This is a genomic window from Oceanobacillus sp. FSL W7-1293, from assembly GCF_037969815.1.
Classification (GTDB): domain Bacteria; phylum Bacillota; class Bacilli; order Bacillales; family Amphibacillaceae; genus Oceanobacillus; species Oceanobacillus oncorhynchi.
Genome location: NZ_CP150212.1, coordinates 1,437,366 through 1,461,383, shown reverse-complemented (window position 1 = coordinate 1,461,383; position 24,018 = coordinate 1,437,366). Strand labels below are relative to the sequence as shown.

General features: G+C 38.6%; 23 protein-coding genes. 4 read left to right on the top strand and 19 right to left on the bottom strand.

Features of this window, described 5'->3' with window-relative positions; all coding sequences use genetic code 11:
• Positions 1 to 19: 19 nt before the first annotated feature.
• The 8 genes from MKY65_RS07335 to MKY65_RS07300 all read right to left on the bottom strand — a co-directional run bounded on the left by MKY65_RS07335 (position 20) and on the right by MKY65_RS07300 (position 7,341).
• The gene (locus MKY65_RS07335; RefSeq protein WP_339183640.1) at positions 20 to 502 is read right to left on the bottom strand and encodes a TRAP transporter small permease subunit; all 483 of its coding nucleotides are present in this window, start codon (positions 500 to 502) and stop codon (positions 20 to 22) included.
• Complete coding sequence (locus tag MKY65_RS07330; RefSeq protein ID WP_339183638.1) at positions 499 to 1,485, bottom strand: C4-dicarboxylate TRAP transporter substrate-binding protein; 987 nt, start codon at positions 1,483 to 1,485, stop codon at positions 499 to 501. Before MKY65_RS07330 ends, MKY65_RS07335 begins: the two co-directional genes overlap by 4 nt.
• Before the next feature lie 16 nt (positions 1,486 to 1,501).
• A complete protein-coding gene (locus MKY65_RS07325) occupies positions 1,502 to 2,755 on the bottom strand; it encodes an enolase C-terminal domain-like protein (RefSeq protein WP_339183636.1) in 1,254 nt (417 codons plus the stop codon).
• 27 nt (positions 2,756 to 2,782) lie between these two features.
• Complete coding sequence (locus MKY65_RS07320; protein WP_339183634.1) at positions 2,783 to 3,538, bottom strand: glucose 1-dehydrogenase; 756 nt, start codon at positions 3,536 to 3,538, stop codon at positions 2,783 to 2,785.
• Positions 3,539 to 3,552: 14 nt separating this feature from the next.
• Positions 3,553 to 4,563, bottom strand: coding sequence for an alcohol dehydrogenase catalytic domain-containing protein (locus tag MKY65_RS07315; RefSeq protein WP_339183633.1), 1,011 nt, complete (start codon positions 4,561 to 4,563; stop codon positions 3,553 to 3,555).
• A 56-nt stretch (positions 4,564 to 4,619) separates the two neighbouring features.
• Positions 4,620 to 5,570: a sugar kinase gene (locus MKY65_RS07310; RefSeq protein WP_339183631.1), complete on the bottom strand. Its 951-nt coding sequence runs from the start codon at positions 5,568 to 5,570 to the stop codon at positions 4,620 to 4,622.
• Between the two features lie 57 nt (positions 5,571 to 5,627).
• Positions 5,628 to 6,254, bottom strand: a complete 627-nt coding sequence (locus tag MKY65_RS07305) for a bifunctional 4-hydroxy-2-oxoglutarate aldolase/2-dehydro-3-deoxy-phosphogluconate aldolase (protein ID WP_339183629.1) — start codon at positions 6,252 to 6,254, stop codon at positions 5,628 to 5,630.
• A gap of 82 nt (positions 6,255 to 6,336) precedes the next feature.
• Positions 6,337 to 7,341, bottom strand: coding sequence for a LacI family DNA-binding transcriptional regulator (locus MKY65_RS07300; protein WP_339183627.1), 1,005 nt, complete (start codon positions 7,339 to 7,341; stop codon positions 6,337 to 6,339).
• 305 nt (positions 7,342 to 7,646) lie between these two features.
• Here MKY65_RS07300 and MKY65_RS07295 point away from each other — a divergent pair, with 305 nt between their 5' ends.
• Both MKY65_RS07295 and MKY65_RS07290 read left to right on the top strand, forming a co-directional pair.
• On the top strand, positions 7,647 to 8,186 hold the full coding sequence (locus tag MKY65_RS07295; protein WP_339183625.1) for a PadR family transcriptional regulator: 540 nt from the start codon (positions 7,647 to 7,649) through the stop codon (positions 8,184 to 8,186).
• A gap of 20 nt (positions 8,187 to 8,206) precedes the next feature.
• Positions 8,207 to 8,692: a DUF4188 domain-containing protein gene (locus MKY65_RS07290; RefSeq protein ID WP_339183623.1), complete on the top strand. Its 486-nt coding sequence runs from the start codon at positions 8,207 to 8,209 to the stop codon at positions 8,690 to 8,692.
• Positions 8,693 to 8,788: 96 nt separating this feature from the next.
• On the opposite strand, the gene MKY65_RS07285 is transcribed toward MKY65_RS07290, so the two are convergent.
• Genes MKY65_RS07285 through MKY65_RS07275 form a run of 3 tightly spaced genes read right to left on the bottom strand, consistent with a single transcriptional unit; the run spans position 8,789 to position 11,555 of the window.
• Complete coding sequence (locus tag MKY65_RS07285; RefSeq protein ID WP_339183621.1) at positions 8,789 to 8,977, bottom strand: twin-arginine translocase TatA/TatE family subunit; 189 nt, start codon at positions 8,975 to 8,977, stop codon at positions 8,789 to 8,791.
• Between the two features lie 38 nt (positions 8,978 to 9,015).
• Positions 9,016 to 10,755: a GMC family oxidoreductase gene (locus MKY65_RS07280; RefSeq protein WP_339183619.1), complete on the bottom strand. Its 1,740-nt coding sequence runs from the start codon at positions 10,753 to 10,755 to the stop codon at positions 9,016 to 9,018.
• A gap of 20 nt (positions 10,756 to 10,775) precedes the next feature.
• Positions 10,776 to 11,555 carry a gluconate 2-dehydrogenase subunit 3 family protein gene (locus MKY65_RS07275; RefSeq protein WP_339183618.1) on the bottom strand — a complete coding sequence of 260 codons (780 nt, stop codon included), beginning with the start codon at positions 11,553 to 11,555 and terminating at the stop codon, positions 10,776 to 10,778.
• A 522-nt stretch (positions 11,556 to 12,077) separates the two neighbouring features.
• Here MKY65_RS07275 and MKY65_RS07270 point away from each other — a divergent pair.
• Positions 12,078 to 12,404 carry a four-helix bundle copper-binding protein gene (locus MKY65_RS07270; protein WP_339183615.1) on the top strand — a complete coding sequence of 109 codons (327 nt, stop codon included), beginning with the start codon at positions 12,078 to 12,080 and terminating at the stop codon, positions 12,402 to 12,404.
• 47 nt (positions 12,405 to 12,451) lie between these two features.
• Here the strand turns inward: MKY65_RS07270 and MKY65_RS07265 are convergent, their stop codons facing one another.
• The 8 genes from MKY65_RS07265 to MKY65_RS07230 all read right to left on the bottom strand — a co-directional run bounded on the left by MKY65_RS07265 (position 12,452) and on the right by MKY65_RS07230 (position 23,086).
• Positions 12,452 to 14,038, bottom strand: coding sequence for a glutathione ABC transporter substrate-binding protein (locus MKY65_RS07265; RefSeq protein ID WP_339183613.1), 1,587 nt, complete (start codon positions 14,036 to 14,038; stop codon positions 12,452 to 12,454).
• A 240-nt stretch (positions 14,039 to 14,278) separates the two neighbouring features.
• Positions 14,279 to 14,878, bottom strand: coding sequence for a response regulator transcription factor (locus MKY65_RS07260; RefSeq protein ID WP_339183611.1), 600 nt, complete (start codon positions 14,876 to 14,878; stop codon positions 14,279 to 14,281).
• Positions 14,879 to 14,880: 2 nt separating this feature from the next.
• The gene (locus MKY65_RS07255; RefSeq protein WP_339183609.1) at positions 14,881 to 16,005 is read right to left on the bottom strand and encodes a sensor histidine kinase; all 1,125 of its coding nucleotides are present in this window, start codon (positions 16,003 to 16,005) and stop codon (positions 14,881 to 14,883) included.
• 102 nt (positions 16,006 to 16,107) lie between these two features.
• A complete protein-coding gene (locus tag MKY65_RS07250; protein WP_339183607.1) occupies positions 16,108 to 17,160 on the bottom strand; it encodes a fatty acid desaturase in 1,053 nt (350 codons plus the stop codon).
• 262 nt (positions 17,161 to 17,422) lie between these two features.
• Complete coding sequence (gene ppc / locus MKY65_RS07245) at positions 17,423 to 20,173, bottom strand: phosphoenolpyruvate carboxylase (RefSeq protein WP_339183606.1); 2,751 nt, start codon at positions 20,171 to 20,173, stop codon at positions 17,423 to 17,425.
• Positions 20,174 to 20,739: 566 nt separating this feature from the next.
• Entirely contained in the window at positions 20,740 to 20,949 is a 210-nt protein-coding gene (locus tag MKY65_RS07240) for a gamma-type small acid-soluble spore protein (protein ID WP_339183604.1), read from the bottom strand.
• Between the two features lie 252 nt (positions 20,950 to 21,201).
• Complete coding sequence (locus MKY65_RS07235) at positions 21,202 to 21,918, bottom strand: dihydropteridine reductase (RefSeq protein ID WP_339183603.1); 717 nt, start codon at positions 21,916 to 21,918, stop codon at positions 21,202 to 21,204.
• 274 nt (positions 21,919 to 22,192) lie between these two features.
• Entirely contained in the window at positions 22,193 to 23,086 is an 894-nt protein-coding gene (locus MKY65_RS07230) for a sulfurtransferase (RefSeq protein ID WP_339183601.1), read from the bottom strand.
• Positions 23,087 to 23,414: 328 nt separating this feature from the next.
• Between MKY65_RS07230 and MKY65_RS07225 the strand changes: the two genes are divergently transcribed.
• A complete protein-coding gene (locus tag MKY65_RS07225) occupies positions 23,415 to 23,978 on the top strand; it encodes a hypothetical protein (RefSeq protein ID WP_339183600.1) in 564 nt (187 codons plus the stop codon).
• Positions 23,979 to 24,018: the final 40 nt, after the last annotated feature.

The following is a 24,018-nucleotide window of genomic DNA, read 5'->3' as shown; positions in this document are numbered from 1 at the left end:
TCTCCTTCCCCGGCTGCCTTTATTCAACTCTACTTTGCAGTCTTTTCCATTTCCCAAAAATTTGTCCTAAAGTAGTTAACAGCATCAATAAACTACCTGTTGGAATAGCTAAAGTTACTGTCCAATAAGGAATTGGTGTACCTGTAATAAGACGGCCTGTTGATGATACAACCATATCGCTCCCATATTGGATAAGGAAGATTAAAAATAGTATCATCAAAATATTCATTATCATCTCTATTACAACTCTTAATTTGGGTTTCAAAAAATAGTTGATAGCATCCACTCCTACATGGGAATGATTTCTAAGCGCCTGATTAGCGCCCAAAAAGATTACCCAGATAAAAATCAACTGTGCCAGCCCCACTGACCACGTTGTAGGACTGCCAAATGCACGTACAACAACTTCCATAAAAACTAAACCAACAAGTAATAGTAACAACAAAGATGTTAAACTCTCTTCTATTTTTATCCAGCCAACTCTTATTTTTTCTATAATCATTGACCCAACACCTCTAACACTTCTTCTCTAATCTCTGTCATATCAAGTTTTTCATAAACTTGCTCTGTTAATTCTCTAAATTCCTCTCTATCTACATCATGAAATTCAACGCCATATTCACTCATTAGTTCTTCATATTCTTCTGATTGCTCTAACGCTAATTCTCCAGCTACTTCTCCAGATTTTTCTGCCTCTTCTAAAACAATCTCTTGATATTCTTCCGGTAAATCATCGTACCAATCCTCACTTACGATAAGTGCGGACACCAGCTGATAATGATTCGTTTTGGCGATATGATTGATTACTTCATACATACTTGATTCATAAATTGCTAAATTATGAGCCTCTACCCCATTGATAACTCCCTGTTCCAAACCTGGATAAGCTTCTGTCCACGGCATTCCGCTTGGAGAACCTCCCATTGCTGAAACGGTCTCATCTACAATTTGTGCCCCACTTGTCCGAATAACATTACTTCTTAAATCAGCTGCAGACGTTATCTCATCTACTGTAGCTAAATTTCTTTCTCCTAAATAATAATTAAAAGAAAGAATCCGGATGCCTTGTTCTGAGAAATCCTCGACCCATCCTTGATATAATTCGGAATCTGTAAGCTCACCTACTTGATCATAGCTGTCAAACATATACGGCGACTGTAAGATGTAGAATTCTTTCTTTAAATCACCGAGCATTGCAGCATCTGAAATAGTACCAACGCTATTTCCCATGGAAGCCTGTTCAACTAAATCTGGTACACTTGCTAACTGATCACTATGATACAGCTCAACAGTAACCTCTCCATCTGTTCTCTCTTCAACTCCTTCTTTAAAGGACTCTATACCCATAAATTCTGCATTCTGATCATTTTGAGTTATTCCTAACCTCAATGTATAGCTTTCATCATCCTCACTATTATCAGACCCGCAAGCCGCTAATAGAAGAACCATACTTAACATGCTTATTATTATTAAATTCTTTTTCATTATCTCACTCCTTAAATTAAGGTTTAACAGAAGTTCCATCAGGCGTTCTTGCTAATGTCCACTCAGGCAATGTTTGAAGAGCCGGATATTCCACAGCTATTTCTTCATTAAAATCTACACCAAGACCGGGTGCTTCACCCACATATGCATACCCTTGTTTTATTGTTAAATCAGCAGGAAATACATTTTTTAGGGCTTCATTCATTGGTGTCCACTCTTGTATCCCAAAATTATTAACTGCATAATCCAAGTGATAGTTAGCCATTACTCCAACTGGTGAAAGGTCTCCAGGTCCATGCCAGGCAGTGCGTACACCAAATAATTCTCCAAAATTAGCCAATTTCCTTGCCGGTGTCAATCCACCGATTGCACTAATGTGTGCTCTAATAAAATCGATTCGTTTATTAATAATTAATTCTTTCCAATCATTCGGATGACTAAATAATTCCCCCATTGCAATTGGCGTAGATACTTGTTCACGTAATAGCTTTAACCAGTCTGCATTTTCCGGTGAAAATGGATCTTCAAGATAAAACAGATCATATTTTTCTAATTTTTTAGCTAAACGAATTGCTTCAATTGGCGGAATCCTTTCATGGATATCATGGATGATTTCAAAATTATTACCTAAACTATAACGCAAATGCTTAAATAGATCTTCGACATTTTTCGCATAAAATTCCGGATCGAAATATTCTCCATCTCTTCTATTGTCAGGAGATCTTTTCAGCTCAAAATTTTCTGCTTTTTTCATTTTCTTAGATATTAAGCCAGTATCATTTGTTCCGGCTCCTCCGTACATTCCCATTTGGCAGCGGACATGCTGGTATCCTTCTTCTAATGCTTCTTTAACATTGGCTTCGACTTCTTCCAAGGTTCCCCCATCAACGTGACGATATAAAGCAATTCCATCCCTTGATTTTCCGCCGAGCAGAGAATAAACCGGCAGATCCGCTATCTTTCCTTTTATATCCCATAAAGCCATATCAATTCCGGAAATAGCATTATTAACTATTGGTCCATTTCTCCAGTAACCGCTGACATTAGCAGATTGCCATAAGTCTTCAATATTTGCAGGATTTTTCCCTATCAGGAAAGGCTTCAAATAATCATCGATGGCACTTTTTACGGCAAATGCCTTTTGTGTAAAAGTCGCACATCCCAATCCATATAAACCTTCTTTATTCGTAATTACTTTTACAACAACTAAATTAATATTATTTGGTGCAGTAATAAATACTTTTACATCTCTGATCTCAAGTTTGTTCATAAACATTTCTCCTCATCTCTATATTGTCTATCTTCCCAGCCATCCGCCGTCAACTGCCAATAAATGTCCGTGGATATAATCAGCTAAAGATGATGCTAAAAATACAGCTGCTCCTTTCATATCATCGGGATCTCCCCATCTCCCTGCAGGTATTCTATCCAGAATTTGTTTACTCCGTTCAGGGTCATTAATAAGAGCTGTATTCATTTCCGTGGCAAAGTACCCTGGTACAAGTGCATTGACATTGACACCTAAAGAAGACCATTCATTTGCCAGCTCTTTCGTAAGCTGACCAACTGCACCTTTGGCTGCAGTGTATGCAGGCACGAGAATACCACCTTGAAATGAAACTAAAGAAGCTACATTAATAATCTTCCCACTTTTCTGATTTGTCATTATCTTCCCAGCTTCCTGGCAAAGAACCCAAACCGCTTTTAAATTCACATCGATGACTGCATCCCACTCATGTTCTGGAAATTCAACTGCCGGATATCTTCGTTGAATACCTGCACTATTTACCAAAATATCTACCGAGTTCATTTTTTCATTCACTTCAGAGACGACATCTCTCACTCTATTTAAATCACTTAAATCACATTCAATTATTTCGCAATTCCTTCCAAGAGCGGTTATTTCTTCTCGAACGGTTGTATCATTAGAACGCTGTACTAGAGCAATATCAGCACCTGCTTCAGCCAACCCAAGAGCGATTGCTTTTCCTATCCCTCTAGTTGCTCCTGTTACAATAGCTACTTTATTTTTTAAATCGATGTTGATACTCAATTTTCATTCCCCCTTTATAATTTGAATAGCACCTTTAATGAATCTGTGGATTTCTTTACAAGTTGAAACCCTTCTTCAAATGATTCCACTGGTAAACGATGACTTATTAAGCCTTCAATATCTATTCTTCCTTCTTCTATGAACTGGATTGCTGCTTCAAAGTCTTTAGGAGAAAAACATCTCGTTGTAGAAAGAGATATTTCTCTAAAATGCATTTTTGCTAAATCAATCATTGGCGGCTTTTTATATACACTTACCACCATGATTTCACCCTGTGTCTTAATAGCACCTATCATTTGGTCTGCAGTAATTTGGTTTCCTGCAACCTCAAAAACAACATCTGAACCAATTCCTTTTGTTGTCTCCTTTACTTCCTCTATCAGATCCTTTTCCTTCGCATCGACTGGATGAAGTCCATAAGAAGCTGCCACCTTTAAACGATAATCGCTTATATCAGAAATAATGACTTTTGCTGCCCCCGAAAGTTTAGCGATGATTCCTATTAATATTCCAATCGGCCCTGCACCTAAAATAGTAACTGTGTCACCTACTTTAAATGTTGATCGCCTGACAGTATGGATAGCTACTGCTAAAGGCTCTATTACAGCTGCCTCATCTTGTTTCACTTGGTTGGAAAGAGTATGTAAATTTTCGATTGGAATTTTAACATATTCTGCAAACCCACCATCTAAATCGATACCTATATATCTTAAATTTTCGCAAATATGATAGTTTCCTGATTTACAGGGCACACATGTCCCACAAGACCGAATTGGATTGATGGCAACGCTGTCACCGCTTTTAAATGAAGACTTCCCTTTCACTTCACTAATCTCACCAGAAAATTCATGCCCCATTACTAAGCCGGATTGCGCCCGCGGGTGGACACCTGCATAAATCATCATATCCGTTCCGCAAATCCCGCCATAGCTCACCTTTACTAATGCCTCTCCATTAGCAATTTGCGGTACATCAATATCTTTTAACGATAATTTTTCTTCTCCCACATATGTTATTGCTTTCATTTTTTCAATCCTTCCACTCTTTTATTTAAGAGAATACGTGATACTAATTTTCACAGTTATCTTTCCACCTTTTCAACTTCCCCAAGCCTTTGTTGAATTTCTTCATAAAATGGCAAGCCTTCATTGTCACCGGTAATACTTACGACCATAGAGCCAATTGTATTCGCAAAATGAAGAGAACTCTCCAAATCCCAATCATGTAAATAACCATATAGAAAACCTGCATTAAACCCGTCACCTGCTCCAACTGTATCAACAACTTTTGTCGCTTTCACAGGATCTGCAATTACTGTTTGTCCTTGATGATAACCGACAGAACCGCGTTCTCCACGTTTTATAATAATAGTCGGTATTCCGATTTCTTTTGTTTTTTCAATAATCGTCTCCGGATTATTTTCTCCAATAATAATATCCATTTCTTCATCACCGGCAAGAAGGATATCTACATGTGGAAGAATATCTGACAATACTTGACGAGCCTCTTTTTTGGTCCACATTTTTAAACGAATATTTGGATCGAAGGATATTTTCACATGATGCTTTTTTGCTAATTGAATAGCTTTCATCATGACATTTAAATTCTCTCCTCCAATTGCCGGAAAAATTCCCGTAATATGAAGGATTCGTGCATTTTTGATATACGATTCATTTAACTCCTCAGGTCTCATCGTCAGCGTTGGTGACTTGTCACGATAATAGAATGTCTGTACATTGCCATCCTCCATAATTTCTTTAAAGTATACAGAAGTAGGATGGTCTTCTACCAAGTCCAGCTCTGAAGTATCAACTTGTTCCCCTCTTACAAAAGTACGTATAGACTTCCCGAATTCATCATTGCCCAACCTGCTGATAAAGCCCGTTTTTAATCCTAATCGTGAACAGCCGACAACCAGGTTTAACTCAGCACCCCCGATTTTTTTTTGAAATCCATTCACAAATTTCATTGGACCTTTAGCATCTGGATTAAATACAATCATTGCCTCTCCTATACTGATTACATCCCTCATTCCCTTTCCTCCTGCAAAACTTATTTAAGCGCTTTCTTTATCGCTGTTAAAAAGAATTTATTTTGTTAATTCAATAAACTCCTTTGCCCGTTCCGTTAATGCCTGATAATCTTCTTCGATTTTCATTTTAGAGGCATCTACTAAATTACTGCCGAGGCCGACTGCTGCACTGCCATGTAAAAGGTATTCTTTCAAATTATCTTTCGTAATTCCTCCTGTTACCATTGCAGTGACCTGAGGAAGCGGGCCAAGAATATTTTTTATATATTCAGGACCAACTGCATCTGCCGGAAATACTTTTACCATACGTGCTCCGTGTTCATACGCTGTTAAAATCTCGGTTGGTGTAAAAACACCGGGGATATGCTCAACTCCATAGCGTTGACATATCTGTAACGTTTCTTTATTTAAAGTCGGTGCAACAACAAAAGCGGCGCCTGCTAAAATAACTGCCCTAGCTGTTTCTGAATCTAAAACTGTTCCAGCACCAATTTTGATAGATTCATCTACATTGGCTGCTGCCTCGGCAATAATCTCGTTGACTTTTGGTGTTTCTGCAGTAATTTCTACATGATGGATACCCCCTTTTGCCAAAGCTTTCAAAATAGAAACAATATTATCCTTACTAGATTTCCTAATAACAGCAACTACTTTTTCATGTTTAATTCCTTCAATAATATCCACTACTAACTCCCCCTCTATTCAATTAAAATTGCTCGCTAAAAACGATTGCTGTCTACTACTTATCCAACTGCAAACAATTATGTCAGCATGATTCTCTTCTATTCAATGTCGGTGTAAATCGAATTATTTCAGACTGATGCTGTTTGTCAGGTTCTAAAATCAATGAAAATAAAATTTCTGCTGCTTTTCTTCCCATTTCAAATGCAGGTTGAGAAATCGTTGTTAATGGTGGAGTATAAAAATTAGCAAATGATACGTCATCCACACTAATAACTGCAACATCTTCCGGTATTTTCATGTTTTCTTTTTTTACAAAAGAAAGTACTTCATGCAAAGTTAAATCATTCATGGCAAAAATAGCATCCGGTTTATCATCGTGTTGGAATAATTCGTGTAATTTCTTACTAATTTCATTGATTTCCCCACTTATCATAGAGAGTTTTTGGATATTACCACCTTGTTCTTCAACCTTTTTTGCAACTGCCTCTGCTCTTTCTACCCTTGGAGTAACTTGCTGCAATAAAGGAGGGCTCACCACTGCTAAATGTTCAAAATCCTTATGCATTAATTCTTCTACCGCAATATGTGCTGCTTTTTCATTATCTAAAAGAATCGTATCTACTTTTAGTTCCTTAACAATCCTGTCCATAAATACAATTGGATAACCTTCATCCAATAATTGTTTATACAACGCTATATTGTCACCTGTAGGAAACGCAATAATACCATCTACTTGTTTTGCCTTTAACATCTCAATATACTTCTTCTCTTTTTTAGGCTGGTCGTCTGCATTACATATAATGAGATGAAATTCCTTCTCATTACATAGATCCTCAATAGCGCGAATCACCTGCGTGGAATAGACATGAAGAATATTCGCCACAATAACGCCTATCGTTGTTGTAGTTTTCTGCTTCAAACTCCGGGCAACCATATTTGGTCGGTAATTTAAATCTTTTACAGCTTGTTCTATTTTAGTTCGCGTTGTTTTTCCCATATAGTCAAATCTGCCATTTAAATACTGAGAAACAGTACTCTTAGAAACGCCAGCTTGCTCGGCAACATCTGCCATTGTTATTTTTTTCATTTGCTTCACCCATCATGAATTTATTCCAAAATCGGTTTACTAAACCGATTTACCAAACCGATTTAGTAACAGTATAAAATAAAAGAAAGCGTTTTACAAGTCTTTTTTTAATATGAGAAAGAGAATTTATAAATTAAATAACTATTTACAAAATTATAACTCGTTATTTTTTTGATTTTATTACTGTAGCTAGTATCTATTTAATCATTATAAGTTAATTAAATTACATTCACCCTTTACTTCCAGCCTAAATTCATATATTATATATCTAAATGATATATATCAAAAAGGTACGGGTGAGATAAATGCAAAAATACAATGATAGCACATACGCCATACTCGGTATTTTAACCACAAACTGCCGTTCAGGCTATGAAATCAAACAGTTTATTGATAATAGCTTGAACCATTTTTGGAAAATCAGCTATGGACAGATTTATCCGACATTAAAGCGGCTGGAGGAAGAAGGTTTGGCTACGGTTCAAACCTCAGCACAGGAAGGGAAACCAGAGCGTAAGGAATATTTTCTGACGGAAAAAGGAAAAGAGGTTTTAAAAAATTGGCTGGAGAAGCCCTTAAAGCAGTTGCCAGTCGAGCGGAATGAAGTATTGCTGAAGCTGTTTTTTGGCAGGCATCAGACAAAGGAACAAAGTCTCTATCTGTTAGAGGATTATAAGCAAAAGCTAAAGAATCTGTATCAAACATACGAAGGAATCGAAGAAGGCATTGCCCGTCATAACCATCATCAACATGATGCGAAATATTGGCTGTTTACCTTAGATTATGGAAAACGTGTGACAGAAGCTGCTATTGCATGGTGTGACGCCACAATAAAGGAACTCTAATTTTTAAGGAGGAATCATCCATGGGTAAAAAAATCTACTCTGGCAGATATACTACGGAAAACGATCAGGATGTTGTTGTTTTTATTATTGGGATGCGTATCAATAAAAGGCTGGCGGTACGGAAATGGGGACCTGTGTTTACCGCCATGCCTGGTATGATCAGAGAATTGTATGAAAACCAGGAGGAATTAGGATTTCTTTCCATGGAAAGCTATTTTGGCCTGCGCACTACCATCATGGTTCAATACTGGCGTTCTACAGAGGATTTACTCGCTTATGCCAAAGGAAAAAAACATTTGAAAGCATGGCAGAATTTCAACAAGAAAGTTGGGGAAAATGATGCTGTCGGCTTCTATCATGAAACCTATCAGATAAAAGCTGGCAATTATGAATCCGTCTACCGAAATATGCCATTATTCGGGATGGGGAATGCGAAAAAGCATATTCCTATCACAGCACAGCATACTTCTGCCCGTAAACGGCTGCAAGGTGTGAAAGCAAACTAAGTTAATTTTAATTTTCAAGATTTCCCTCTTAAAAATGGGCTATTTATTAAAAACAAAACTCCAAAACTTACATATCTTTGGAGTTTTGTTTTACGATTAAGTTTTATCTTTTGGTTCTGCTTCCTCCGTTTTATCCTCCATAATATCATTCGCCGTGCTCTTAAATTCTCTTAATGTTTCTCCAGCTGCTTTACCAATCTCCGGTAATTTTTTCGGTCCAAAAATGATTAATGCCAGAACAACAATAAGGATTAATCCAGGAATTCCTATGTTTGCTAACCCCATCAACACTCTCCTCCAGCTCTCAATATATTTTTCTTACATTAAACCTGTTTCTTTTGACTTTTTGCCTCGACCAGCTGCCCGCCATTTTTAAGAAATTCAATCATTCCTTCCGTTGCACGATAGGTTAAAGCAGCAGCTGTGGTGGTAGGATTGGTTACTCCAAAGTGTGGAAAAGCACTCGATCCACAAACAAATAAATTATTCATATCCCACATTTGTAAATAGCTATTTACTGCTGAAGTTTCCGGGTCATCTCCCATGATTGCTCCGCCACCATTATGCTGGAAGGCAAGTACCCCATCAAAATGCTCTTGCATAGGATATTTAATAATATGTGTTGCACCCATCTCTTCTAAAATTTCAGCATGCTTTTCTTGAATAAAATCATGTATCCCCCGATCATTATCAGAGTAATCATAAGTAATTCGAATCAATGGATCTCCATTGCTGTCCGTATATGTTGGGTCTAAATCAAGATAATTATGTTTGAATGGCAATGTGGCTCTTTGACTCGCTAACGTTACAGCACGATTATAATAAAATAAAGAACGCTCCTTAAATTCTTTTCCCCATTGCGGTGTATCTTCTGGTATGGCATTACTAGAAATAGGAGTGTTTCCCAGTATTCGCACCTCAATCTGTGCTCCATGCAAGAAATCAAGATTGGTATGGTCGATAAGATCCCCAGTAAAATTCGTTATCGCCATCCCATAAGCACCTGTTGACACATAATTATTAAATTTTTTATCATCATATAACCCAACAGAAGAAGTTGAACCATGGTGATCTGTAAAATTTCTGCCGATAATTCCTTCTCCAGTCTTTGGATTATAAGGTGCACCTATTTCCGATAATAATAACAAACGGATATTATTAAAGACAAAGCTCGTTAATACAACTAAATCTGCAGGTTGTTCAAATTGTTCCCCTGTTCGTGTATCTTCATAAACAACTCCCTTTGCTTCTCCATTTTCATGTAATATCCGTATCACTCTTGAGTAGGTGCGTAATTCAAAATTACCTGTTTTTTGTGCTGTTGGAATGACAGTTAGCACTGGATCTGCTTTTGCGCCATACTCACAATAATTTGGTGTACAAAAACCACAGTATTGACATGCATTCAACTTCTCCCCATCAGGATTCGTATATTGTTCGGAAAGCGTGCCTGTTGGGATAACAAACGGATTATATCCCAATTTTATAGCTGCCTCTTCAAACATATGCATCTGCTCATTTTTTACAAGTGGCGGTGTCGGATAATCATCTGAACGTTCCGGATAATTTGGATCCGGTTCTCCAGAAATTCCTGCCACCTTTTCAAATTTATCAAAATGCGGTTCCAATTCCTCATAAGTAATGCCCCAATCTTGAAGCGTCATTCCTTCAGGTATTTTGTCTTCTCCATATTTTTCGATTGTTTTGGAACGAATTTCAAAATCATAAGGATAATACCGATGGGTTTGTGCTCCCCAGTGACTGCCTCCACCACCAATCCCCTCTCCCCACGCAATCATCGAATGATCTCTTACTGGTTTAGCATCTTGATCTAATTTATTTCTATAAGTAATCGTTTCCCCTGTTAATTTATTTGTTCCTTCTCCACGAAGATGATACCGCAATTCATCATGCGTATGGAGATAATCTTTAATATCTTTTTCTTTTCCCTTATCGAGCCCGACAACATGATACCCTGCTTTTGTAAGCTCTGCTGCAACAATCCCTCCCATCCAGCCAACTCCTACCGTAACAACGTCTACTTTATCTAATTTTTTCGCCATAGTATCCCCCCCTTCTTTTTTTACATATGATCGCTTAAGCTCATTGGCTCTTTTTTAACAAATTCCTCTGCTTCTACAACATCAGTATAAGACATATATGCTCCGGGGAATTCCTTCATTCTCCAGCCTTCCATATCTTTATTGCCGCCATATAACGGATCTGCGTAACATCCTTCCAGTGTCAGCTGTCTTAATAATGCAAAAAATCCAGCTGAAGAGACCAGATTCATTTCTACTTCTCCCGCCTCAAAACTTTGTAAAATTTTAATCTGCATATCTTCCTCTAACTTAGCGAACATATCATTATGCGTTTTCTGACTGACTTCATTTAATTTCCGTAAACCGGTAAGCATCGTATCGCCACGATTTAAAGGAGATTCCCCTGCACGAAATGGCCGCTTCCTGTAGTCATCTGCATTTTTCCCCCATGGTGAGGCCAATTGTTTATCAATATAGTAAGCTGCGCCCAAGCCAATTGCCCCCGGCCCGTTTTCATCCTCTGGGAAAATGATTTCTGATGCGGCAGCCAACGTATCAAAGTCCTCTTTTCTCGTAAAAAATTGCATCGCTTCTGTAAACATAGTATTGCCAGAACCGTGATGGTGGCTATGACTATCTCTCGAAACCGGTTCTGATTTCTCTCTTTTATAAGGCTTGCTTATGAGACTTCCCAAAACAACTCCGCCAACAATTCCGCCTGTTGTCATTCCCGCTGTTTTGATAAATTGACGTCTTGATACATCGACAACTTGCTGATTTTCACCTGTCTTCTTCTGTTGATCATCTTTATTCTCTGACATGTGACTCCCCCCTTATTTACAATCACACATGCAAAATATATTTTCAAAGTGCCTCCTTTCAAGCTAATGTAAAAAAGACTGCTATTATAGTGGTTATCATTACTAGAAATCCAAGTATTTGTTCAGAACCTAAAAATTCTAAGTTGTATATGAAAAACAGAAGAATATGCCTCTTGTCTATCTACTATAAATAAAAGAACTGCTAAATTAATAAGGTTAATATGAGAATTCATCCTGAATTAATTGTATGCGCTTACATAATTTTCTCTAAAGTATACCGCTTAAGCATTTCTTAGGCACTCTATTTATTTCTATAGGCTTATACTTCCCTTAAGTCATGTTACAAGTATGTATATGAATAAATTGTCTTATATATAACTGATGTTTTTATAAACATCCTGCCATTCTATTTTTACAAGTAATTATGCACCATAAAATCCAGCGGAAAATGAATGAACCGCTGCCTTCTCGGGAACGTTATAACATGCAAGCTAAAAACATACGCTTTGGAGGAGATTATTCATGTCCCATCAACAACATCAGCAGCTCATTGACGCATTGCAAAACTGTATTGTCGCATGTAATCATTGCTACGATGCATGCCTAAAAGAAGAAGATATTAAAATGATGGCCGAATGTATCCGTTTGGATAGAGAGTGTGCCGAAATCTGTTCTTACCTGGCACAAGCTCTATGCAGAGACACGCCTTTTGCCAAGGAGCTTGCTTCGGTTTGTGCTAATATTTGTGAAGCATGTGGAAATGAATGTAAAAAACATAGCCACGAGCATTGTCAGAAATGTGCGGATGCTTGCTTCCAATGTGCAGAGGCATGTAAAAAGAGTGCTTAAATGCATTAAAAAGAAGCAGCTCCACTTAAAGAGATGCTTCTTTTTTATTATTCTGCTTCAATTGTAACGTCTCTAAAGAATGGGAAGCTGCTTGGAAATTGATAGTATCCATTTACTTCATCACGCAAGCCGGATAAAAGAACAGAATGATAAATCGGCACGATCGGCGCCTCATCAACAATTATTTGCTGTGCATCTGCATAGAGAGATAACCGTTCTGCTTCATCGCCCTCTTGTCTTGCTTCTTCCAGCAACTCGTCCACCTCTTCATTTGCATAGAAGGAACGATTTCCCGGCGCACCAGCATTATCAGAATGAAACATGGGATATAATCCATAATCCGCATCCAGTGTGACCGTTCCCCAGCTTCCTAAAAACATGTCAACACTACCGTTTCCAGTATCTTCTAAATAAGTAGCTGTTTCTGTCATTTGAATGTCCACGTCTATTCCAATTTCATTCAGCTGCGATTGGATGACTTGTGCGATATCGCCAGTATTTGTATCATATGCCATCAGGGTTACCTCTAAGCCATCTGCGTAGCCGGCATCCTCCAGCAGAGATTTGGCTTCTTCCACATCTCTGTCAATGGGCTCTATATTTTCATCGTATCCAAATACAGTCGGTGCAAGAGGCCCTTTTGCCGGTAAAGCAATCCCGTTAAGAATACCATTAATAATTTCATCCTTATCCAGGGTCATCGCAATCGCTTGACGAACTCTTTCATCATCAAACGGCTCACGTTCTACGTTAAAGCCTAGATACGTCATACTGGCACTGTCAGACTGCATCACATGTGTGCCTTCATTATTGTCAACTTCCTCCACATTATTGGCATTTACCGGATAAATGAAATCAGAGTCCTCTGTCTGAAGCTCCGCAATGCGAGTTAAGTCCTCCGGAACAAAATGGAATGCAATAGAGTCCATTCCAGCTTGCTGTCCCCAGTAGTCTTCATTCTTTACTACGGTTATTTCCCCGCTGACAGCACGTTCCTCAAATTTAAAATAACCTGTTCCTATCGGATTTTCATTCACAACTGAAAATGGTTCTTCTCCATTTGCAATTGCTTCATTATCTGCTTCAATCGCCTCCAGACTGATCATATGTCCGCCTGGATGTGCTAGATGGGCAGGTAATGCGGAAAACGGATATGCTGTTTCAATTTGAACCGTGTATTCGTCAATCACTTCGACGTTCTCAATCATGTCAAAGAGAAAACCAAGCGGTGAACCTATTTCCGGATCACGTACACGGTCTAAATTTGCTTTCACCACTTCTGCATTAAAGGGAGAGCCATCGTGAAAAGTAACATCTTTCCGCAGTTTCGCCTCCCAGACCGTATCCTCGATTTGTTCCAGACTTTCCGCCAGTGCAGGCTGTATTTCTAAATCGGTATTCTGTTCTACTAATGTATCATACAAGGTATTCATCACATATAACGAATTACCATCATTTGCAGCATGCGGATCAAGCGATACAGGCTCTGATGCTAAGCCGGCTTTCAGGTGTGTTTCTTCCGTAGTCTCTTCTGCAGGTGTTTCCGTTTCATCTTCCGGCCCGCTGTCATCTGCACATGCTGCCATCATAACTAACAAGGAAAACAGTATTGTCCATCCAATTATCTTCTTCAAATTTACTCCCCCTCATTTTCTATGTAGAATCTCCTTCATTCTGATAAGAATACAATTCTTTCAGTTGAAAATAAGTATATACTATTTTTAAAAGAGTGAGAAGAAGTAAAATTGCTGCTTCATAGCGATAATAAGAAACTGTTGAATTAGTTAGCAGTAAAGGGAGTCGTGTTTTAACAAAAATCTTGGCAATTCAAAAATACCAACGTTCTTCAAACCGAAAATAATGTCCTTGCAGTACTAACTTAACCAGCCTTTTTCTTTCACTTTCGCTACGGCTTCTATCCGGTTATCCACCTCTAGTTTATCCAAGATAATTGAAATATAGTTTCGAACGGTTCCATTGGATAAATGTAATTCTTTTGCAATCGCCTTGGTTGTTCCCCCCTGTGTTAATAGCTGCAGGACCTCTATTTCCCGTTTGGTTAAGGGATTTTCTTCTGCAAAGGCAAGATCGATCAATTCGGAGGAATACAAACGCTTCCCTTTCATAATCTGACGAATGGAGTCGGCCAAATCCTCGCTGGGGCTATCTTTTAATAAGTAACCATCGACTTCTGCCTTTCTAGCCCGTTCAAAGTAGCCGGGTCTTGCAAAGGTGGTCAGAATAATAATTTTACAGGAATCCTCCCTTAGATACTCTGCAGCATCCAGACCTGTCATAACTGGCATCTCAATATCCATTAAGCAGATATCAGGGCGCTCTTGCTTGACTAATGCCAACAGTTCTTCCCCATTACCTGCTTTTCCTACCACGGTCATATCTTCTTCTAAATCCAGGAGCGCGCCTAAAGCTCCTAACAATAACTGTTGATCTTCTGCAATTACAATCCGAATCAAATTCAAACCTCCTCCATTTGCCTTAATATCTTTGGCACCGTCATATCTACTTTAAACCCTTTTGAATGTGCAGTGATAGCTAATGTCCCGTTGATAAAGGATAAACGCTCTCTCATCCCTTGAAGGCCATTTCCAAATTCAGGAACACTATTCTTCCCTATCCCATCATCCTCTACCTGCAGTCTTATTTCCTTTTCTGTTTCTGAAAATTCCACGGAACAGTGATCTGCCTGACTATGCTTTACGACATTCGTTACTGCTTCTTTCAAGCACATACTTAATACTGTTTCCATTAACATTGGCAACGATGATTGATCCACTTTAATTATAATTTCATGCTTGATTTGTGCGACTTCCATTAATTGTTCGACATGCGCAATCTCTTCTTCCAAGCGGACATTTTTCATATCCGACACCATTTCCCGCACTTCTTTTAATGCATGTCTGGCTGTATTCTGCACATCCTGCAGCTCTTTTTTCGCTTTTGCAGGGTCTTTCTCCAGCAGCTTCCCGACAAGTTCACTTTTCAGACCGATCATCGATAATTTCTGACCTAAGGTATCATGTAAATCACGGGCTATTCGATGCCGCTCTTCTACAATTGCAAGTTCAGCAATTTTGCGGTTGGCATCTTCCAATTGTTCCTCCAGCTCCTCCTGTTTCAAACGATTATAACGATTAATAGGTATCAGAATAACTCCTAATATGGTCATAATCAAGAATGGCAGCTGATTTAGAAACAGGGAATAATTAAAGAAAAATCCTGCCGTGATGGAACCTATAATCACGACCATATGTATCACATACATCGTGATAAACCCTGCTTTGCCACGAACATTCCCAACAAAAAAAGCAGTAAATAAAGCAAAATAAACGTATCCATATAGAATTGTCATCACCGTATTAATAATAAATTCCATCGTTAACCCGATATACATAAACGGTTCAGGGGAGTTAAAGGTAAACCAGTAAATCGCAAAGAAAAGTAATGTTAACAATACGCCAACACCGATCTCCCAAATCGAAGTAGAGCGAAAAATAAAGTAAAACGGCAACACACAAAAAATAACCCAAATATATATGCTTAATCCTGTGTTTCTTGGAAAAATATAATACCATTGACGCACGATTTGTCCCCCTATTTTCTCGCTTGACGTTATTATACCAAATATATCTCGTGAACGATAAAGAACCCCCTAAAACGTGCAGGGGGTGTGCAGCCAAGCCAGTTATGAGCGAATCGTAGAAGTTGACTTTGCTGTCGTTATCCTTTGATTTTTTGATTGATTTAAACGATGCTTCATTTCGCGGAAGCTGATAAATGTTTTCTGTTCTTCATCATAGAGACGGAATTTGATTGATTTCAAACTCGTTTTTAACGTAATGATAGTCGCATTGTGTAATGGCGGCGTTTCGCGGTGTGCCTGTTCCAAATTGTAATTAGGAACTTTGGGTGCCAGATGATGCACATGGTGATAACCAATACTTCCCGTCATCCATTCTAACCATTTCGGCAGCTTATAGTAGGAGCTGCCATCTACCGCTGCTTTCACATAATCCCATTCTGACTCATTCTCAAAATAAGAATCCTCGAACTGATGCTGAACATAGAATAACCAGATTCCTAAGAAACCTGCAATATAAGCAATCGGCAGCTGCACGAATACAAGCGCCTGCCAGCCAAGCAGAAAGCCTATAAGACAGTAAATCACAATTAATGAGATATTAATAATATAGGTATTCTTTCGTTCCTTTTTTTTCGCATCTTTACGATTAATCCGATTACTATAAAGAAATAGAGAAAATGGTCCTAAACCAAACAAAATAATTGGATTGCGGTATAAGCGATATTGCAATCTTTCCCATCTTGTTGCCTTTTCATATTCTTCCACAGTCAAGATCCAGATATCACCGGTGCCTCGCTGATCTAAATTGCCGCTTGTCGCATGATGAATTGCGTGTTCTCTTTTCCACTTTTCAAAGGGAAAATGAGTAATCACGCCAGTAATGGTACCAAGCAGCCGATTTAATTTCGGTTTTTTGAAAAAAGATTGGTGTGCGCAATCATGAAAGATAATAAACGTTCGAACCATAAAGCCTGCCGCAGCAATGCTGCATAACATACTTAACCAAATGGAAACAGCTAAACTTTGATAAGCTAGGGTCCATAGGATAAAAAATGGAGGTATCGTATTTAAAAGTTGAATAATACTCGTTTTCGTTTTAGATGTTGCAAATGGCATAACGTCTTTTCTAAGCTGTGCTTGCTTTTGTTTGCTCATTGGTATCCCCGCCCTTATAAACTTACTATAATTTCAGTATAAGGAATGGAGCAATAAAATGTTAGATACAGTTGTCAGTAATTTGATATGACACTTGTCATATTTTCTGGGTTATCCCCCCTTTTACGGAATAAATTTCACTTAATAGGAATTTGAAGAATGATTCTCCATGATTTAAATCACACCCCCGCAGGAAAAAGCCAATTGGTTAAAACGTATAACCAATTGGCTTTTTCATTTAAAAGTGTTTTCTATTCTTCCATCAGCCCGTATTCACCAATCCTGCAGCTACCCCATTGATTGTCAGTAACACCTCGGTTACCAAATCTTCAGAAGGATTATCTGTTTCTCTCAACTTCTGGATTAAATCCACCTGCAGGAAATTAAGCGGATCGACATAAGGATTACGAAGGTGAACAGAACCTTGTATATTTGGCGTGTGGCTGAGCAGCTCCTCATTACCGGAAATATCCAGCAGCGCCATTTTTGTACGTTCATATTCATCAGCGATATCCTCATAAATTCGTTTTGCAGTCTCCGAATCCTCAACTAATTCCAGATATTCTTCAGCAGTTTTCATATCTGCTTTCATCAATGCCATTTGTAAATTATTAATCGTTACTTTGAAGAAAGGCCATTCTTTATACATCGTTTGTAAAGCTTCTAAATGACTGGCATCTTCCTCAATGAAAGCTTGCAGACCTGTGCCCGCTGCATACCATGCAGGCAGCATGTACCTGGATTGTGTCCACGCAAACACCCATGGAATCGCCCGCAAGTCTTCAAAACGCTGGCTGTTCTTCCTGCTCATCGGCCGCGAGCCAATATTTAAAGCGCCTAATTCCGTTAAAGGCGTCGCCTGATTAAAAAATGCTAGAAAATCCGGGTCACCAAACACCAGCGATTGATATTTTTTCAATGATTTTTTGGAAATAGATTCCATTGTGATTTCCCATTCTTTTTGACGCAGTTCTTCTTGATCCGGTGTATTTGAAACCTTGGCGGACCTTGTAAATAAAGCAGAGGCTGCCTGCTCTAAATTTCGGTAAGCAATATCTTCAAGAAGATATCTGGAAGAAAGCACTTCTCCCTGCTCTGTGATTTTCACGCCATCCTCTAAAGTCTCCGCAGGCTGGGAAAGGATGCTGGTACTCAATGAACCGCCTCCACGGCCAAGCGAACCGCCGCGGCCATGGAAGAATTTCAGACGAATTTGGTATTGTCTTGCTATATTATGGATTTCCTCCTGTGCTTTAAACAGGTTCCAGTTAGCACTTAACGTACCGCCGTCTTTGCTTCCATCTGAATAACCAAGCATAATTTCCTGATGTTGCCCGCGTGCTTTTAATTGTTTCTGATATACCTCTGTTTCAAACAAGGTCTTCATAATATCCGGACCTGCAATCAAATCGTCGATTGTTTCCAGTAATGGAGCGACATCAAGATCACTTTCCGCCGTTCCATCTGGATAAAGACGATAAATCCCGGTTTCTTTGGCAAGCACCAGCACTTCCAAGAGATCGCTCGGTGATTCTGACATGCTGATTAAATAGACTTCAATCGCCCGTTTACCAAATTCCTCATGGGCTTTTTTAATCGTTCTGAACACTTTCAAAATATCCAGTGTTTCTTTAGAATAACCGCCATCGAAAAGCAACAGAGGCCTCGGATCATTTAAAACCTCACACAACACTTTTTGTTTATCTTCTTCTGCAAGCGCAGCATAATCATCGGTAACATGAACAGCTTTTAAAATCTCATGAATGGCTGTTTCGTGCTCTCCACTATGATTTCGTACATCCAATGTAGCTAAGTGAAAACCAAACATCTCTACTTGCCGGATGACCTTTCGAATCGTTTTCAGCTTTTTCGTCTTTGGCAAATGCGCTTCAGCACTTTCCTTGATTTCTTTAAGATTATGAACCAGCTCTTCTGGAGAATCATAACCCTGTGACGTTTTCCCTGTTTCACGCAAACGTTTTAGAATAATGGCAAATTTACGTCGATATACTTCTGACTTAATTGGCCATTTATCGTTCTCATTTAAATAGCTGGTCTCTTCTTTTTCCATTCTATCAATAAATTGCTGATTAATAGATATCCGCTGGCTTGATTGGCTAAATCGTCTCATCAGCTCAACGATAGAAGCTTCATATTTTTTCAAAATCAATTCCCTCTGCATTTCCAATGTCTGCCAAGTGATTTCTGGAGTTACATTCGGATTACCATCCCTGTCTCCTCCAATCCAGGAGCCAAAATGAATGAAATTTGGCACTTCCCAGTTTCCTTCTGGAATTTGCTTCTGCAGCTGTGTTTCCATTTCTTGAAAGACATCGGGTAATGTTTCAAATAATGTTTGGTCAAAATAATAAAGACCATTTTTTACTTCATCCAATACTCCCGGCTTCCTTTGTCTCAGCTCATTGGTATGCCACAAAGCAGTAATTTCATTAAACAGACTTTCTTCCACATCTGCTTTCTCTCTTTGTGAAGTCTGTGGATTGTCCAGTGTCCGCAGATGCGCAGATATGCGTTTCTGAATTTCCAGCACTGTCCGCTTCGTTGCCTCTGTCGGATGTGCAGTCATAACCAGTTCAATGGATAATTCATCAAGTATCTCTTGAATTCCTTCATTGGTAAGGGTGCTTTCTTTGACTTTGGATACTGCTTTTTCAATAGAAAAAGACTGGCTGCTCTCCTCATCCAGCAGATACTGGCGTTTACGCCTGATCCGGTGATTTTGCTCCGCAATATTAATCAAATGAAAATAGATAGAAAAAGCACGGATGACCTGCTGACGTAAAGGCGGTTTTAAATTGCTGATTTCTCTTTTTAACGTTTGATATGTATCTTCATCATGCTCATTTCGGATACTTTTCGTCATTTCCCGAATCGATTCTACCTTATCAAATAATGCTGTACCTCCATGTAACTTCAAAACTTCTCCTAATATGTTTCCAAGCATATTGACATCATTTCGCAATGAGGCATTTTTATCGATTGTTTCTCTCATGTTGTTTCCTCCTGTTCCAATTACCGTAGAATTATCATATCATTTTTTTGAAAAAAATGATAAAACGAAACTTCATTCAGTGGGAGAATGAAGTCTGTTTCCCTTATTCTCCCACTGAATAAGCTTAAGTGATTCAGGGAATTAGCTCCCCTGATCTCCCGCCTAAATAAATTTATTCTCTCTCTTTATTTTGAGGCGGGAGTTTTACAGACGGTTCTTCGTGATAAATCCAAGATGCAAAAGAGTTTACTTTCCATCTTAAATGGTTAGTCTCTTCACCGCTCTCATCGAAAAAAGCCAAGTGAACATATCCTTAAACAATTGTTTTCACATACACTATTTCTGATTTTTCTTTATATTTTCGGTGAAGCGGCGATATGAATTAATACATCTTTTCCCTTTTTATGAAAATATCAAACATTTGAGAGATAAACCTTGAAGATACCCTCCTCTTTCTTTTTAAAACAAAGGATAAGATATTGCTATTTTACTTGATTTTCATTGATTCATTATTATAGCAGAAGAAACAGGAAAGCACCTGCTAAAAAGCAGATGCTTCCTCATTATTATTTACTGTTTTTTTGAGATTGCTGATTCTGCGCGCTTACATCTTCCAAATCGGTATCACTGTATATTTCCGTGCCGTGACCTTCCGTTGTTTTAGCTAGGAATTCCTTGACTTCATTATAAGACATACCTGAATTTTGATTTGCCTTTTTTACTGCTTCAATATTTGTCCCAGCTGCTGTAAATTGCTTATCCTGATTTTTCTGCATTCATACCCCTCCTGCTTTGTTTCATTCTATTTTGTCCATTAGAGGGGTTTTTAGCCGAATTTTTCTCCTGTCGTTTATAAAATGATTTAAGCTCTTCTATCTCCTGCCAATTCTTCGGAGGATTTGTAAAAACAGGTTGTGTCACATCAGGTTACGTTTTCCTTCGTAATAAACCAAATAAATCATTTATTAGCTCAGCAATACGTCTGAAAACGGCCGTTCTTTCTTATTTATCAACTAGAACTGACTTGCCTACATGGATACATCCAGTGTTAAAAATGCAGGCAGCTGTTGTTTATGTTTATCAAGCATAATCTGCTCCGGCTTGATTCCCTGCTCTAGAAGCACGTCAATATTCTGCTGTAGAAATTCGTCACTGCCGACAACATAGAAGAGTCCCTCTTTATCAGCTGCAAGGTTTTTCACTTCTTCATAATAGTCTTTACGGTTATCGACGAACTGTGATGTGAACTTCTTGTCAGGTGCAGATTCAAAAATAGGCGTGAACAAGAAATCTCTTGATGAATCGATGTTCAGAGAATGAATTTGATTCACATTATCTGCGCGTTCAAAATAATCGAGTACAAGCGGTCTAAAGGTTGCCAGACCGACACCTGCCGACAGCAAGTAAACATTTTTGTCTTCTCTTTTTAGTGGTACATTCGAATGCGTTTTAAATATAGCAACCTCTTGACCGACTTCCATATTTCTTAAAATCTCTTTAAACTCAGAGCACTGCTCTTTAATGCGTGTTGTGATCCCGATGGAATTCTCATGCGGTAATGTAGCGATAGACATATGGCGAATCAAGCTGCGATTGGGTTTCTCTCCAGCATTAAATCCTTCCAGCGCAAAGTGCGTATGGGATCCTTCTTCCCATGTAAAGCCTTCGGGACAGTCAAGCATATATGTTTTAACCTCAGGCGTTTCTTCAATAATATCATTTATTTTCGTCCAGTATATTTGCATAATATATTCTCCTCCATTATATTTACCTTTACTAATTAATATACAATAAATGATAATAATTCTCAATTAAACGGATTGATTATTTTAGATATTTTATGTAATACAAGAAGAATTAAGGGATAATAAATGGTTAATCAAACATATACCGTTTTTAAAATATGAAATGATCTTGATGCCATAGCCAAAATAGGGGGTTACAGCTTTATCAAATTATCTTAAGAAAGCGCCTCTGCTGTAACTTCTATGCAGAGACGCTTTGATATGTCATTTCTATTTATTTATCTGTTTCCAGCGGAAGGTCAGGATCACTTGCCCATTCCGTCAGAGAGCCATCATACACGGCAACATTATGCTGACCAAGCTTGTTTAACAGCGTCGAATTCCAGGTAGCTGCAATCCCGCTGCCGCAATAGGTAATCACCTTCTTATCAGGGTCAAGGGCTCCTGCTTTCTCAAACGTTTCCCGGATTTTCTCATCATCGTAAAGCTCTAATGTTTCGGAGTCAGAATGATCTCCAAAAAAGACGTTTACACTTCCTGGAATATGTCCTGGACGGCCATACGTATTTACTTCGCCTTTATGAGCAGCTTCATTTAAGCTGTTGATAATAATAACATTGTCATCATCTATCGCTTGTTTTACCTCTTCCTTGTTAACAAACAATTCGGGTTTTCGCTCACCGCTAAAGCTTGCTTTTGGATAGGAGCCTGCCTCTGTGGTTACCGGTCTGCCTTCTTTTTTCCACTTTGGAAAGCCGCCATCAAGCACTGCAACATTTTCCAGACCTTCATAGCGCAGCTGCCAAGCTAAACGGGATGCCCAGTCTGAAGCAACAACAGGACTCTCTACTTGCGCACCTTGGTCATAAACGACGACATACGTATCTTCATCGCCGACACCTAATTCAGTGATTTTTTTAATAAATTCCTCTCTTGGCGGGAGAGTAAAAGCATATTCCGCATTCGCATCGGATAAATCTTCTAATAAATCAGCAAAAACAGCACCTGGAATATGCCCTTTTTGATACGCCTCTTTCCCCGACCAAATATCATAATAACCGCTTGTCGGCAATTTTAAAAAAGTGGTTGCATCTACTAATCTCAGTTTTGAATCGTCCAATCTTTCCTCAAGCCAGTCTGTTGTTACAATGAATGGAACATTACTCATTATATGCACTCCTTCACTTTAATTATATAATTCTTATAAACTTACTTATATTTAAACGTATAATAACATGGGAGGATGGTTTTTGCAAAATAACAGATTCAAAATTTATGATGCCATTCCTTTTCCAATTCCTCTCCTTTTAGTCGTTTACACGAAGCATTATACGAAGGCAGCTTATACATACAACCTCTTTTTACTTCATTGATTTAAATTTGTCACACTTTCTATTCATCATGTTCATTATTTCACAAATACTTCACGAAATACCTCTATATTCTATGATATACTTATTGTGAAGATAATCACAAAACAACACTTAGGAGGTTTTATGATGAGATTCAAGCTTATATTTATGTCCTTTTTGTCCCTATTGTTAGTGGGATTTTTGGCCGCATGCGGTGCTGACGAAGAGGAGCAGACAGACGAAAATGCAACAAACGATACGGAGGAAACAGAAGAAACAGAAGAAGATGTCGTCACAACCGCATCCCTGGTTGATCAGCCCGACGCCTTTGTCAACGCAGTCAGCGAGGATGGAACTTGGATTATCGCTACACTGGATGATATCGCCATAGATGAGGATGTTGTGGTTGCCGGTGAATTCTACGATAAAGATGATGAATCCAGTGATATTTATCGTAAAATTGCTCCATATACACAAGATGAAGACCATAACATTACAGATTCATTTACGATTACCGTTCCCAGCATGACCGTACAGAGTGAAAACTTGAATTTTCAAGGCGGTACTCTGGAAGGTGACGTAATTGTCGAAGCAAACGGCTTTATGCTGGATGAAACAGCAACCATTGATGGAAATTTACAATTTGCAAATGAAGAAGCAGAAAGCTCCGCAACCATTGATGGAGAAGTAACAGGCGAAATCGAATAAAAATAGCAAGGCTTTGACAGGATGCGTCCTGTCCCCTCCC